Origin of the sequence: Burkholderia latens (assembly GCF_001718795.1) — a bacterium.
Lineage (GTDB): Bacteria > Pseudomonadota > Gammaproteobacteria > Burkholderiales > Burkholderiaceae > Burkholderia > Burkholderia latens_A.
Window position 1 is genome coordinate 1 of record NZ_CP013436.1, and the last position, 13,637, is coordinate 13,637.

Consider the following 13,637-nt stretch of genomic DNA (forward strand, 5'->3'; position numbering starts at 1 on the left):
ATGAAAGGTTGGGGTAATAGAGTGACGCCCCGCCCCTTGAGAACCTGCCGCATGCCGCACAAGCATAACGCCGCTCGCCGGCATCACATCCCGAAGATGGCGCACCGCGTGACGAACTGGCCTGAGTACGAAGCGGGCCTGCGCAGCCGGGGCAGCCTGACGGTGTGGATCACGCCCGAGGCGCTCGCGCAGTGGCGGGCGCCGCGGCGCACCACGCCGGGCGGCCAGCCGCGTTATTCGGACCGGGCGATCGAGACCGCGCTGATGTTGGGCAGTGCGCTGCGCATGCGGCTGCGGCAAGCCGAAGGCCTGCTCGGTTCGGTGCTGCGGCTGATGAGCCTGACGCTGCCGGTGCCCGATCACACCACGCTGAGCCGGCGCGCGAAGCGGCGCCCCGCGCTCAGCGTTGCACCATTGCCCGACGGTCCACTGGACCTGCTGGTCGACAGCACCGGGCTGCAGGTCTACGGTGCGGGGCAGTGGCTGCAGGAGAAACACGGTGTGAAGTCGCGCCGCAGCTGGCGCAAGCTGCATCTGGCCGTCGATGCCGACACCGGGCAGATCGTGGCGCACACGCTCACCGATCAGGACGGCGACGATCCGTCCCAGGTCGCGCCGCTGCTGGATCAGATCCCGGGCGAGCTCGGGCGGTTCATCGCCGACGGCGCGCATGACGGTGCCCCGACGTACCAGACGGTCACGCGCCACAGCGCGAGCGCGCAGATCGTGATTCCACCGCGCTCGAGCGCCGTGCGCAGCTGCGAGACCGGGCCGCCCACGCAGCGTGACCGCCATCTCGAATCGATCGCGGCACAGGGGCGGCTGGCCTGGCAGAAGGCGAGCGGTTATGGCCGGCGGGCCCTGGTCGAAACCACGATGGGCCGCTACAAGGCGCTGATCGGCGCGCGTCTGCGGGCACGCGATCCCGAGGCTCAGCAGACCGAAGTGGCGATCGGCGTGGCGGTGCTCAACCGCATGCTGGCCGCGGCACGCCCGAAGTCCGTTCGCTGTAAGGTGCACGCCGCATAGCCCACGGGGTAAGGGGCGCATTGCGCCCGGCGGCGCCTCCATGCACCAACGCCGCTCGCCGAGGAAGTAAACAGCCCCTCACGGGCTTTTTGAACTGGCCTCTAAGCGCAAACCCAAAGGCGTCCTCTCACGTTTCGGCCGTCGCCGACATGATCGCGAGCATCGAATCGTGGAGGGAGAGGGCGATGCGCGGCTGCCCAACGACGTGACACTTGATCCCCGCGTGCAAGCTATTCGCCTTGTCCAGACTTCCCGTACATCGATTTGTACGCTTGCAGCCCAGCTTCGTAGAATTCCTCTTTGCTTGTGCACTGGACGGCGGGAGCGTCCAGTGCGCTGGAACCCACCAGGTGATCCGGGATCTTGACCAGTGAGTGAATCTGCTCGCCCATTCGGTCTTGAGGCCAGCCAGCCGGCAATCTCTCGGTAATTCGAAGTGTTGCGACGGTCTTGTAACCGTAGAGCTTGAGACGATCCGCAGCCAACCCCTGCATGCATTCGGCTACGTTGACGTTATCGATTTTCATGACGCCACGCCGGGTCAGGTCAAGCGATTCTTGCCGTCCGGCGGTCTTCGGCAGATTGAACCCGCTGATTGCTTCAACGCGGCCATCCGGCGTGGGCTTCGTTGTTGCAATCCCGCCGCTTCCGCTTCCATTGAGATAGAGTTTTGCGCCCATCCGTTCAAAGTCAGTCGCGGACCGTTCTAGCACATCGCGCCCGCGATCTCCGTGAGCTTGCAGTGCTCGGTCGCGGGCTCGGACGAACGTTTGAGCATCAACCTCGTAGAAGCGCCCTGTCTTCCTCGCTTGCGACGACGGCGATCCTACGTCGGCTTGATAGGCCTTCAGCGGTCTGCAAACAATTGACTGCCCGTGCAGATCACTTCCGAAAGTTAGCGCCTCCCGAGGGACTGCGAGTTCCGCGACCGAAACGTCATGCGGACGGTATTCAGAAGGCTTGATGACGCCGCTGGCCTGCGTTGCTCGCGAAGGTTGCCGCGCGGCATTCCCAGGTTCGGCGGCGAGGCCGGACATACGGGCCTCAAGGCCTGCCCGTGTGTGACTGGCGCTCCTTCGAGTTCCGATGCCAGATAATTCAGCAAGCCGAGAATCCACAGATAGTGCCTGACCGGCAGGCGCCGAGGCACTCGGCTGTACAGGCCTGTTGGTCTGGTGTTGGAGATCATAAGCCCCTGATTGCCCTTCGTAGGCAGCAGGGTTGTTACGGCTGAAGCAAATTCCCATATCTCTATGTCTCTATAAGGTGGACGCGTCGCAAGCGTTACACATCCAAAGTGGAAAGTTGCCACGGCAGCAGCGACTCATAGTCGTCGGCGGTCTGCGCGTGAGGCAACGCAGTGAATAGTGTTTTGAGATACGCATACGGCTCGACGCCATTGGCCCTGCACGTCTCGATCAGCGAATACAGGTTCATCGAGGCCTTTGCGCCGCGCACGGTGTCGGCGAATAACCATGCCTTGCGGCCGACGACAAACGGTCTGATCGCGTTCTCACAGGCGTTATTCGACATCGGCCACGCGCCGCTTTCCACGTAGCGGATCAGTTTCGGCCATTGCCCCTGCAGGTAGTGCAGCGCCTGCCCGAGTTTGCCCTGCGGCAGTACCGCGTGCACGTTGTCAAGCAGCAGCACTCCGATACGTACGAGCACGGGGCGGCTGTCACGCTGCCTCAGGTCGTACCGCGCGGCATCGGTTGCGTCCTTCGCTCGTGCCTCGATCGCGAACAGTTCGCCGATCAGCGCCACGAACTGGCCGGGCAGTGAACCTGCGCGCTTCTCTTTGGGCAGCACCGCCTCGGCCTCGACAAAGTAGCGCCGTGCATGCGCCCAGCAGCCCAGATGCACGAGCTGGTTCACGCGCGCGATCTCGTCGTATGGCGCGTAGCCGTCGGTCATCAGCACCGCGCCCGGGCGCACGCCCGCGTACAGCTCGGCCGCCTGCGCGGTGCCGCGCGTCGGACTATAGCCGAACAGGCGCACCGGCGGCCCGGTGCCGTTCATCTGCACCCACACGAAACTCTTTGCCTGCGCGGCACGGCCCGGTTCCTTGAGCACCTGCACGGTGGTTTCATCTCCGTACTGGATGTCGCTGTCGAGCAGAATGTCGCGCATTAAGTTGATCAGCGGCTGCACCGCGACGCCTAGCCGGATCACGGTGGCCGCCAGCGTGCCGCGCGAGATGTCGCCACCAATGCGCCGCAGAATCGCCGCCACGCGATACAGCGGCAGCCCGTCGACGAACTTCGCCACCACGAACCGCGCGAGCGCTGCTTCGGTAAAGAGGCTGCGCGGGATGATGCGCGCCGGTGCCGGTGCGGTGCGCATGCCCTGATCGCAGGTGGGGCACGCATAGACCGGATACTCGTGGCGGATCACGCGGATCTGCTCGGGCACGATGTCGAGTTGCTCGCGCACCCGCACATCGATCTGCACGAGCGTCGAGCCGTCGTGTTCGCAGGTACGTTCAGCTTCGCTCAGGTCATGGCGCACCGTCACGCGCGGCAGCGCCGGATCGAGCGGACGGCGGCCGCGCCGCGTGCGCTGGTGCGCACCGACCGCGACCTTGCCATCGCTCTCCCGCTCGGGTTCCGCGCCGTCCGCAAGCGCCTCGGCCTCGTCGAAGAACAGGTCGCGCTGGCGCGGATCACGCGCCTCGCTCTTCGCGGCGAACAGCCGCCGCTGGAACAGCTTCAGACGCTCGTGATAGAGGTCGCGCTCGGTGGTCACCACGCGCAGTTCGGCGCGCAGGTTCGCGCGTTCCTCGAGCAGCGTGTTGCGCTGACTGACGACTTCGTCCCGTTCGAGAACGGCAGCATCGCGCCCGGCAAGGAGCGCGTCATACTGTTCGGCGGTGAGCGTGACGTTGGACATTGCGGCATTAGACCGCCATCATGTTCAGCGTTCTATCCCGCCGTGCGGTAACTTCGCTTCGGGTGACGTTTCATCGCATCGAGATTGATCCCATCAAGCAGCCATTCCAGCTGCTCGACACTCAGCTCGATCACCGGCTGCTCGCGGCGGGGCCAGATAAACCGGTCCGCCTCGAGCCGCTTCAGCAGGAGCCAGAAGCCGTTTTTATCCCACAACTGATTGCGGGTTTTCCGAAGTGGCCGAATTTGTCTGCGAGCCGCATCGGGACTGGCTTGCGGGGTTGGCGAGGGCGGACCGGTTAAAGTCAAGGGTTTGCGGATGCGAAAATGGCTGGAAACCATGGACGGCAGGCGATTCCGACGAAATTGAGTGAAGCGCAGTTCGAGCAATTTGTCTTGCCGCATCTGAGCCGGGGCCGGCGCGGGCCGCCGCCGACATTGCCGTTGCAGAAGATCTTCAACTACATCCTGCAGGCGCTCTATATGGGGTGCCAGTGGAAGATGCTGCCGATCGAAACGAATGCAAACGGGCTGCCTGAAATCCACCCCACACGCATCTACCGAATGATGCGACGCTGGCAGGCCGACGGCAGCATCGACCGGGTCTTTGCGGGCTCAGTTGATCAACTCCACCATGACCAGCTCCTCGACCTCTCGACCATCCACGGCGACGGCACGACGACGGCGGCAAAGAAAGGCGGCGACAACCTCGGTTACAGCGGGCACAAGCACCTCAAGGGCGACAAGGTGGTGGCCTTCTGCGATCGCAACTGCAACATCATCGCGCCGTTCGTGACGGCGCCAGGCAACCGCAACGAATCGCCCCTGTTGCGCGACGCGCTGCCCAGACTCACCGCCATGGCCCGTGCCATCGGCGCAGACCTGCAAGGCTCAACCGTCAGTCTGGATGGCGTCTACGACTGCCGCGAAAACCGCAAGGCGATCTTCAACCGCGGCATGACTCCGAACATCCCGGAGAATGCGCGCGGGCGCAAAACACCGAAGCGGGGTCGCAGGCGGCATTTCGATGCAGCCGTCTTCGCGGAGCGCTTTAGAACCATCGAACGCGTGTTTGCCTGGGAAGACACGTTCCGCCGTCTGCTGCTGCGCTTCGAACGCATCAGTGACGTGCACTATGCGCTCAAGACGCTGGCCTACACGATGATCAACCTGCGGCACTACTGCCGCCGCTGATCCGGGTTCGCGCGCCGCGGGCAGCCGTCTGGCCGGCGCAACGCGCCGTGACCTCGCTCGACCACACCAGCCCGATCACTTCGCCTGCCGCGCCATCCCTTCGCAGCACGAATCTTGCCATGTCCGGTACTTCATGAATCATCCGCTCCTTCAGCGGACAACCACTGAAATCCCCTCGAAACTAGCAACCAGTTGCATGCACCAACGCCGCGAATACGGCTTCCCGGAGAGCCATGCGGCCAGCTTTGCGCTACTCGTCTACTCGAGCGCCTGGCTGCGTCGACACGAACCGGGCGTGTTCCTGACCGCCCTGCTCAACAGCCAGCCCATGGGCTTTTACACGCCGTCGCAGCTGCTGCAGGACGCGCAGCGCCGCGGGGTTGAGGTGCTGCCCGTCGACGTCAACGCGAGCACATGGGATTCGGCGATCGAAGGACCGACGACGTCGGCGCCCGTGCGCCTCGGCTTCTCGCTGTTGCGCGGCATGCGCGAGGACGTCGCCGGCCGCATCGAGCTCGCACGCGCGGCGCGGCCGTTTGCCGACGTCGCGGACCTCGCGCGTCGCGCCCAGCTTGATCGGCACGACCTGCAGGTGCTCGCAGGCGCGAACGCACTTCGAGCGCTCGCCGGCGATAACCGACGCGACGCGCTGTGGCTGGCTGCCGCCGCCGTGCCCGATCGAGATCTGCTGCGCGGCACCGAACGCGACGACGCGGTGCCGGCATTGCCTCGGGCATCGGAGGGTCACGAGATCGTAACCGACTATCGCGCGATGGGCTTCACGCTCGGCCGGCATCCGCTGGCGCTGCTGCGCGATCGCCTCGCGCTGGATCACCTGCAGTCGGCCGAGCAGCTGGCGACGTTGCGCAGCGGCCAGCTCGCGCGCGCGTGCGGACTGGTCACGGTACGCCAACGGCCGGGCACGGCGAACGGCGTGCTGTTCATGACGCTCGAGGACGAGACGGGCCAGGTCAACGTGATCCTCTGGCCCGGTCTGTTGGAGAAGTTCCGGAAGGAAGCGCTCGGCGCCGCGCTGCTGGCTGTGTACGGCGTATGGCAGGCCGAAGGTAAGGTGCGGCATCTGATCGCGAGCAAGCTCGTCGACCGGACCGAGTTGCTCGGCGCACTGCCGACGACGGCGCGGGAGTTTTGTTAGGGACTACATCATTGAAGCCGAGCTAACGGAAGATTTACGCGAGCGTTTCGCCAATCCTACCCGCAAGCCATGCGGTGAAGGCAGTTTTCTCGAGAACGTTCTTGAACACCCCTTCTGCTTCGACATACGACCCGACGGCGCCCCCAGACGCTGCATATTGGCGCACGAACTCGCTCCGCTCGTCCGACGACAGACCGCGAATCGCAGTAGCGATCAGCTTCGACCTCGCATCTGCCGCGGCCTCTGCTTCATCGATCACTGCCTTCTGCGCCCGACGCGCGGACTCTTCAATCACCTCAACCGTCTCGATGTCTCCCCCGCCTTCGAATACCGTGCGCGCGTATCCGCCAGCATTCTTTTTAATCTTCTTGTTCCGAATCTGCTGCTCTACATACTGGGCCGTCTTCGTCGCCCGATCTGGATCATGCTGGATCCAATCGACAGCAAGTCGGCCCGAGATACCAAGCTTCACGAGCCGACGATAGGTTTCAGAATCGCGGATCGCGGCCTGCTCCTCACTATCACTCTCGTCGTACATCGACCGCTGCGGATTGTCCTCCACCAAGAAACGGATCTTGGCGACACGACGGTTCTGTCGTTCGTACTCCGGAGTGATCAATATATTCGATACCGTGTTTACTTCCTTCACCGCCTTTTTGATCACTTCCGAATTGAAGTGTTTGAACTCGTCATATGTTGACGCTTCGGCGCCGAGAAGCTTTCGCCAGATGTCGACCGATATCCAACCAGTCGACCCCGTGCGTTTGAATCGCAAGCAGTTTTCATACAAAGCGAGCGCATACGCCCCACTGAACTGCTTTTGAACGTTGATGTTGATGAGCAAGTAGATTTCTGGATTCGCGAGCTTGTTCGCGAGTGCGCTGCTGTACTCGTATGTGACGATCCCGTTCCGGATGTTCGCCGAGCTCAGAAGGGTTGTGACTCCCCACTCCTCGTCCCCAGCCGCATGCAAGATATCGAACTCAATCGGAGTGGTCGAGATCTTCTTGAGCGCTTCCTTGAGTGCACTCGTGTTCTTACTATCGAACCCCAGCATCTCGCTCATGATCCCAACGGGAATCTCATGAACTGATTTCTTCAACAGGTTGTCGTAGGCGTTCAGCAGTAGGACATTCGACAACTTCCGCCCAAGCAACCCGAGATCGCCACCGACATGCACCGTACCAACGTGCTTGCGAAGTTCGCTCGACGGCACACTGGCAATCAACGAGCTACCGGATTTTTGTTTTCCCACCGCCATGCTGTCCTCATAGGTTGAGGAGCATTCTAGGGCGCAAAAGTCATGTTCGCAAGCTCTTGCGGATTACCTTTAAATACTCCCCACAAAGCACGACTATTCGAATGCCCCACAAACCATGACTTTTGCTCGGTCATGACGCCAGCCCCATAAACCATGACCTATCGCGCAAAGAGACGACGTCCCCATATGTCATGACCTTTGCTTGAGCCGGAAGCGATCCGAAGCCCCTTGTTCGCCCCACAAACCATGACCTTTCGCGCCTTCCCCATAAACCATGACTTGTCGGCCCCTGCCCCACAAACCATGACCTGTCATGACTTTCTGGCCGCAGTGCCCAGCTCTCCGGCCACAGCCCCCACAAACCATGACCTTTGGCTCTGATTTCTATGCACCGTACACCGAACTCTGCATGAATAGTGAGCAGCGGCCGGACAGAATGGGCCGCCCACGCTCCCCATGAACCGCGACCTCTCGGGCGACAACATTTGCTGCAGGAGCAAGCCCCATAAACCATGACCTGAAGCGACTAAGGCCGACGCATGAGCGTCCCACAAACCATGACCTTTCCAATCGGGTGAGAAACTATTCAATAGTTTCAAAGATTTAGTAGGAAGTGTGCGCCTACTCACTAGTCGGCATCCCCCCCACAAACCATGACCTTTGAGACGCGATAAGGGCGCCATTTCGATAGGCCAACTGAGCCGCCCCACAAATCATGACTTTTTGCCCCCCAGACTACGACCTGCGACCATCCGATTCGCTCTAAGTCTCGAAGATATCCCTTTGTATTCAATTAGTTGAGGTGCGGTCTTAAGTTAAAATCACGCTGCCCCACAAAACATGACCCCACCCCATAAACTACGACCGAGCCGCCCCACAGACCCTGACCTTTAGCCCCATAAAGGATGACCGATCATCCGTGAAACGCTCGCCGGATAAGGAGCTCAGGAAGCTAAAGGTTTTAAAGGGGTTGTCTTTTAAAGGCAACCACAGGTGTTGTTCCTCTGTGAAATTTCGTCACCCTCTCCCCAGAGATCGCCTCGAACATCGGCGCCTCAACCCCGGCGCGTGTGGGACGGCCATCGGAAACGGTCCGGACCACTCGCGCACGTCTAGCGAATGACGCCTAGGATTGCCGACGAAGTAATACGGAGGCGTGGCCCGCCGGGCGCAATTTTGCGCCGAGCAACGCCCGACGACACCGAGCGGCGTCCCAGCTTCGCTGCAACTTCCCGATCAAGCAGGTACTTCGGCGGGCACCCCGTGCTGCGCAAATGCAGCGGACAGAATATCGAAGCAATGTCGCGCAGCGTTTCGAACGGCTGTTGAGGGGCTTTCAAGCGTCGCGCCGAGGAGCTCCGCCGCAGAATTCACGAACCAGGCTGGTTGGTGAAGCACCCGTCCGGGAAATGCCTTTTCCAAGGCATCGATGTAGCGCTGCGCCGAGGCTTGTGCGTGCTTATTGGTTGTCCATGCAGACGGCAACGCGATTGCACCGGGCATAGCGGACATATCAAGCGCGACCGCCTCGAGATCTTCCTCCGAGGCGCGGAACGGCAACAGCGTTAGGTGAGCTGCCGCGGCCATCTCCTTGTCAAAAGCAGGACGGTTGCCGCCGCCGTCGACAATGAGCCATCCATTTTTGGTGATTTGGCTCGCTGTCAGGATCTGGGCAAGATGAGCGGCGTCCCGCCCATCGAGTACGCCGTACGGTCGCCCGTGTTCTTTTACGCGTCGATGCGGATCCGTCAGGACATATGCCGCCGGTTGCTTACGGAGAATGGCACCGAGAGACATCAAATGCGACGTAGTGGTCTTGGTCGTACCACCCTTTTGACCACCGACATAAACGATATTGCTCATACTTTCCCCTTTTCGAGTACTTCGAGCATGATTTCCTGCGCGGACACCATTCGTCCGAGTTCCTGACTGCGTTTCGCGGCGGCCGCGACATAGCGCGCGTGCAGCGTTCGCGTTGGACGCAATGTCAACGCCATTGTGTCGATGACTTCTTTTGCCCCTGCCCTCTTCGCTACTTTCTTGGCAGCGGGTACTGGTTCACGAGGATCGGTGGATACCGACGCCGGGACGCTCTGAGCCGGCGCTGCAGGCGACGGGCCGCCGGACGGCTCGTTGACGGGGGGTTGCACAAGAGGTGCTTCACTTGCGGTGCGCAAGCGAGACGCCAGATCGTCAACGCCTTTTGCTGGTTTCATGGTTTTACCCTTATAGCGCTATAGCTGTATGCGGTTGTAGAGCTACGCCGTCAGAGCATTAAAGCGTCATGAAGGCATAACGCCGTAGCGGCATGCCATCATAACATCACGAACCGCGCTTCGGATCGATCGTTACCTACTTCGCCGCGTAACGTCGCAAATCCGCGACGCTATGGCGTCATGGCGGTATGACATCACACCGTCACGACGTCGTGAAATCGGTGCCGCCGTAATGGCATGATGGTGTAGTGCTATAGAGGTATAGCGCTAGAGCGCAACATCTCCATCGAGACCTCTCGCCGCGATGTTGCAGAGGTATGACGGCATAACGTCGCGGATTCGTGCCGTCATAACGCCATAGCGGCATAGCGTCACAACATCACAAACTTATAAATCTGTACCGTCGCGATAGCATGATGGCATAGCTCTATAGAGGTATAGCGCTATAGGCGCGCACCGACACTCCTCGACGTGACGCTGCAACGTTATGACGGCATAACGTCGTAGGCTCACGCCATCGTAACGTTATAGCGTTATGCTATTACAGCGTTATGAGGTTGTGCGGTCGTGATGGCATGATGGCGTGGCTCTATAGCGGCATAGCACTATAGTCCTCGGTCGGTGCCGAGATCGCCGGCCCTGATGTTGCAGAGGTGTGCCGCTATAAAACCATGAATTCATATCATCATGATGTCGTAGCGTTACGATGTTATGATGCTGTACCGTTGCGGTGGCATGATGGTGTGGTGCTATAGGGGTATGGTGCTGCAGACGCCGCTTCAATTGAGAGTCAGTGGCATGATGCTGTAGTGCTGTAGTGCTGTAGTGCTGTAGTGCTGTAGTGCTGTAGTGCTGTAGTGCTGTAGTGCTGTAGCGGTGTGATGGCGTAACGCTGTAGAGGTATAGGGGTGCGGGTATCGAGGGCGCCTGAAGATGGACCACTATAACGCCATGGTGCTGCGATGTTATGACGTTATAGACTTGTAGTGGTGTAGTGGTGTAGTGGTGTAGTGGTGTAGTGGTGTAGTGGTGTAGTGGTGTAGTGGTGTAGTGGCGTGATGCTATAGCGTATGTGATCCGCAATGGCGTGACGTTATAGTGGCATGACATTACAAGAGTGACGACGGCGGCAGGACAAAAGTTGCGAATAGGTGTCGGCTTGTATATGCTGTGGCATATGCCGTCCCGTTTGAATTGGAGGTCCCCCATGCCAACCCATGACACCCGCCACGCGCGCCTGTTTCGCAACGGGCGCAGCCAGGCCGTGCGGATCCCGCGCGAATTCGAATTACCGGTCTCGGAGGTCACCATCCACCGGGAAGGCCGCCGCTTGATCATCGAGCCCGTAGAGGCCGCGCCCTTGCGCGAGCTGTTCGCCCAATGGACCCCGCTGGACGAGACGTTTCCGGACATCGAGGACCTTCCGCCTGAACCGGTCGACATCGAATGACGCTGTACCTGCTCGATACCAACATTTTGTCGAACGTGATCCGCGACCCGCGCGGCGCATGCGCCACCCGGATCGGAGAGACCCCGCCGGAGCAAGTGTGCACCTCGATCGTCGTCGCCGCGGAACTGCGGTTCGGCGTCTGGAAGCGCGGCTCGTCGACGCTCGCGCAGCGCGTCGAGCAACTGCTCGCGAGCCTGACCGTGTTGCCGCTGCAGCCCGACGCGGACCGCTGCTACGGGCGGTTGCGGGCCGAGCTCGAGAAGCAAGGCCAGCTGATCGGCGCCAACGACATGCTGATCGCCGCGCACGCGCTGGCCGTCGACGCCGTGCTGGTCACGGACAACACGGCTGAATTCACCCGCGTTGCCGGGCTGCCGGTCGAAAACTGGCTGCGATCGGCGACATAACGCGGCGTGGCGGCCGCCGGCGGCACGGTGGGCGCCACCGACGCACGCCAGTGCGCCTGAGAACAGAATAGGAGCGGGGATGAACGGATTCGGCGGTGCGGCGATTTTGGCCTTTTCATTGACTGTCGGGTGCCTCGCGCTCGGCTGGGCCGTACCGGCGGGAGTAACGTTCGCCGCGTGCATCGTGTGCACGGTCAACGCGTCCCGGGGCGAGCAATAAGCGCCGGCCGACCGCCGCACGCATCAGGAATGTCGATCGCCGTGCCGCGATATGTGGGTGTGGCGAAGGAGATGGCGAAGTGACAACGCCGATGACGGCTGTCCAGCAGATGTACCTCGAGTGGTGCATCGGCTACATGAAGTTCCGAATTGCCGACGCGATGTCGGTCGGTCTGATGTCCCTCGAGGCCGAGCGCTACGATGCGCTGTGGACCATGCTGCAAAGGGGGCGGTACGGCTTCCTCGATGACGACATGATCGAGATTGGCCGGCGCCTGTTTCCGGACGCGCCGAACGCCCCGGAGGGTTCCGGGCTCGACGCGGCCTACGAGCACGTGTGTACGGCGCTTGACGACTGGTTGCCGAGCTTCGTCATCCCGCCAGGCCAGGTGTCGTTCCTGCCGGACCCCGAACTGCCGGACGGCGAGCCCGCTGCGTGAGCGGCCGCAGGATAGAATCCACCGTGTGAATCCAGAGGATCTCGACAATGAATCTGACAGCCTGGCAGTACAAGAAAGGCGGGTGGGGCAGGGGCGTGGCGGCCGGAGCGGCGCTGATCGCGCTGGCGTGCGTCGACCGCGGGCTCTCGGTGGTGTGGCCAGCGAGCTACGGGCTGGTTCACCCGCTGGCGGCGATCGCCGCGGCGAACCTGCCGTTCGTGGCCGCGTACCTGATCCTGCGGTCCTGAGCGACGGGCGAACCCGGCTGCGGCCGGGTTTTTGTGGTGCGTTGTCAATGCCGATAACTCTCCTTATCGGCATTGCGTTTAATGGCAGAAAACCCGGAAGGGCGATTTGTAATAGTGCTTGACCCGACAAAATGTCGTGCTACGATGCAAGCACACGACATTTTGTCGGGTTTGGTCCGGAGGGCCACCATGGAGAAGATCGAAGACGGCGTGCTGTACGTGTACCGCTGCCCGGCCTGCGGCAAACGCGGCGAGGTCCATCACCCGGACGACAGCTACGACGGCGCGGCGGCCACCTGCGAGAAATGCTACGGCCCGGTCACGCTCGAGTGGGACGGGGGCGTGACGTTCGAGATCGCCCCCCGCGTGCCGGCGGGCCACCCGCCGACCGCGGCCGAGCTGGTCGGCATGCGTACGCGGCATGGACGCACCCAGGCCGGCGTCGCCGAGCGGCTGGGCGTGACCACCCGGCAGGTGCAGCGCTGGGAGGCCGGCGTCGGCACGATGCCGGTCGCGTCCTGGCAGCTGCTGTGCCGCGAGTGGGGCACGCGCTTCCGGGAGGACTTCGCGCCGGCGTCGGGCCCGATGACGCGCGGCTGGGACACGCTGCGCGACACTGCACGCGACACCATCGAGCGCGGCGACGTCGTGCACCTGCAGGCGATCGCCGGGCCGCTGGTCGTGGCGACCGTGTGTGCCGATCGCGTCCACGACGGCCTGGTCGACGAGCACGCGTATGGCGCGATCGTGACGGGGCTGGGCGCCGCGTATCCCGCCGGTGCGCCTCTCGAACGCTTTACCCTGGGCGAGCGCGTGAGCTTCGCGCGGGACAACGTGATCCACCTCGAGCAGCGCGTGCCGCGCACGCAACCTCGTGACGGAGGGCAGCAGCATGACGACTAATCAGTGGGTGCTGTTAATCGTCGTCGCAGGGTCAGCATTCATCCAAGGCGTGGGCGCGTTCGCGGACTCGGTATGGAGACTGGTGGTGGCAGGTGTCGCGCTCGTCACCGTGTTCATCCTGTTTGGCGTACGCCTGCAAGGTGACGGCTTGACAAGCGGGCGTGCCCGTCGATGCAGTCGACGGCGGGGCGAGTGAGCGTGCCAGGTGTCGAAATAGGAGAAC

At 62.0% G+C, this 13,637-nt stretch carries 14 protein-coding genes and 1 pseudogene; 9 read left to right on the forward strand and 6 right to left on the reverse strand.

Annotated features, from left to right (window positions below; all coding sequences use genetic code 11):
• Positions 1–51 precede the first annotated feature (51 nt).
• The gene (locus WK25_RS15465; RefSeq protein WP_069242019.1) at positions 52–1,029 is read left to right on the forward strand and encodes an IS5 family transposase; all 978 of its coding nucleotides are present in this window, start codon (positions 52–54) and stop codon (positions 1,027–1,029) included.
• 230 nt (positions 1,030–1,259) lie between these two features.
• Here the strand turns inward: WK25_RS15465 and WK25_RS31255 are convergent, their stop codons facing one another.
• The 3 genes from WK25_RS31255 to tnpB form a co-directional block, all read right to left on the reverse strand.
• Positions 1,260–2,066 (reverse strand): hypothetical protein, encoded by an 807-nt coding sequence (locus tag WK25_RS31255; protein WP_156789037.1) that lies wholly within the window; start codon positions 2,064–2,066, stop codon positions 1,260–1,262.
• 247 nt (positions 2,067–2,313) lie between these two features.
• A complete protein-coding gene (gene tnpC / locus WK25_RS15475; RefSeq protein ID WP_420480839.1) occupies positions 2,314–3,921 on the reverse strand; it encodes an IS66 family transposase in 1,608 nt (535 codons plus the stop codon).
• A 32-nt stretch (positions 3,922–3,953) separates the two neighbouring features.
• A complete protein-coding gene (gene tnpB, locus WK25_RS30490; protein ID WP_167432652.1) occupies positions 3,954–4,262 on the reverse strand; it encodes an IS66 family insertion sequence element accessory protein TnpB in 309 nt (102 codons plus the stop codon).
• Between tnpB and WK25_RS15485 the strand changes: the two genes are divergently transcribed.
• Together WK25_RS15485 and WK25_RS15495 are read left to right on the forward strand one after the other, a co-directional pair.
• A complete protein-coding gene (locus tag WK25_RS15485; RefSeq protein WP_083253021.1) occupies positions 4,248–5,114 on the forward strand; it encodes an IS5 family transposase in 867 nt (288 codons plus the stop codon). The two genes, tnpB and WK25_RS15485, sit on opposite strands and share 15 nt — an antisense overlap.
• Positions 5,115–5,325: 211 nt before the next feature.
• A pseudogene (locus WK25_RS15495) lies at positions 5,326–6,270 on the forward strand (OB-fold nucleic acid binding domain-containing protein); the annotation flags it as partial.
• A gap of 34 nt (positions 6,271–6,304) precedes the next feature.
• Here WK25_RS15495 and WK25_RS15500 read toward each other — a convergent pair.
• The 3 genes from WK25_RS15500 to WK25_RS30495 form a co-directional block, all read right to left on the reverse strand.
• Positions 6,305–7,531, reverse strand: a complete 1,227-nt coding sequence (locus WK25_RS15500) for a replication initiation protein (protein WP_069242022.1) — start codon at positions 7,529–7,531, stop codon at positions 6,305–6,307.
• 1,236 nt (positions 7,532–8,767) lie between these two features.
• Positions 8,768–9,394, reverse strand: coding sequence for a hypothetical protein (locus WK25_RS15505; RefSeq protein WP_069242023.1), 627 nt, complete (start codon positions 9,392–9,394; stop codon positions 8,768–8,770).
• Positions 9,391–9,747, reverse strand: a complete 357-nt coding sequence (locus WK25_RS30495; RefSeq protein ID WP_083253022.1) for a hypothetical protein — start codon at positions 9,745–9,747, stop codon at positions 9,391–9,393. The genes WK25_RS15505 and WK25_RS30495 overlap by 4 nt, the downstream gene beginning before the upstream one ends.
• A gap of 1,207 nt (positions 9,748–10,954) precedes the next feature.
• Here WK25_RS30495 and WK25_RS15510 point away from each other — a divergent pair.
• The 6 genes from WK25_RS15510 to WK25_RS31260 all read left to right on the forward strand — a co-directional run bounded on the left by WK25_RS15510 (position 10,955) and on the right by WK25_RS31260 (position 13,610).
• On the forward strand, positions 10,955–11,197 hold the full coding sequence (locus tag WK25_RS15510) for an antitoxin (protein ID WP_059569609.1): 243 nt from the start codon (positions 10,955–10,957) through the stop codon (positions 11,195–11,197).
• Positions 11,194–11,604 (forward strand): type II toxin-antitoxin system VapC family toxin, encoded by a 411-nt coding sequence (locus tag WK25_RS15515; protein WP_011695140.1) that lies wholly within the window; start codon positions 11,194–11,196, stop codon positions 11,602–11,604. The genes WK25_RS15510 and WK25_RS15515 overlap by 4 nt, the downstream gene beginning before the upstream one ends.
• A gap of 299 nt (positions 11,605–11,903) precedes the next feature.
• Positions 11,904–12,263, forward strand: a complete 360-nt coding sequence (locus WK25_RS15520) for a hypothetical protein (protein ID WP_236857830.1) — start codon at positions 11,904–11,906, stop codon at positions 12,261–12,263.
• Positions 12,264–12,310: 47 nt separating this feature from the next.
• On the forward strand, positions 12,311–12,511 hold the full coding sequence (locus WK25_RS15525; protein ID WP_069242025.1) for a hypothetical protein: 201 nt from the start codon (positions 12,311–12,313) through the stop codon (positions 12,509–12,511).
• Between the two features lie 189 nt (positions 12,512–12,700).
• Positions 12,701–13,414 (forward strand): helix-turn-helix domain-containing protein, encoded by a 714-nt coding sequence (locus WK25_RS15530; RefSeq protein WP_083253023.1) that lies wholly within the window; start codon positions 12,701–12,703, stop codon positions 13,412–13,414.
• A complete protein-coding gene (locus WK25_RS31260) occupies positions 13,404–13,610 on the forward strand; it encodes a hypothetical protein (RefSeq protein WP_156789038.1) in 207 nt (68 codons plus the stop codon). Before WK25_RS15530 ends, WK25_RS31260 begins: the two co-directional genes overlap by 11 nt.
• Positions 13,611–13,637: the final 27 nt, after the last annotated feature.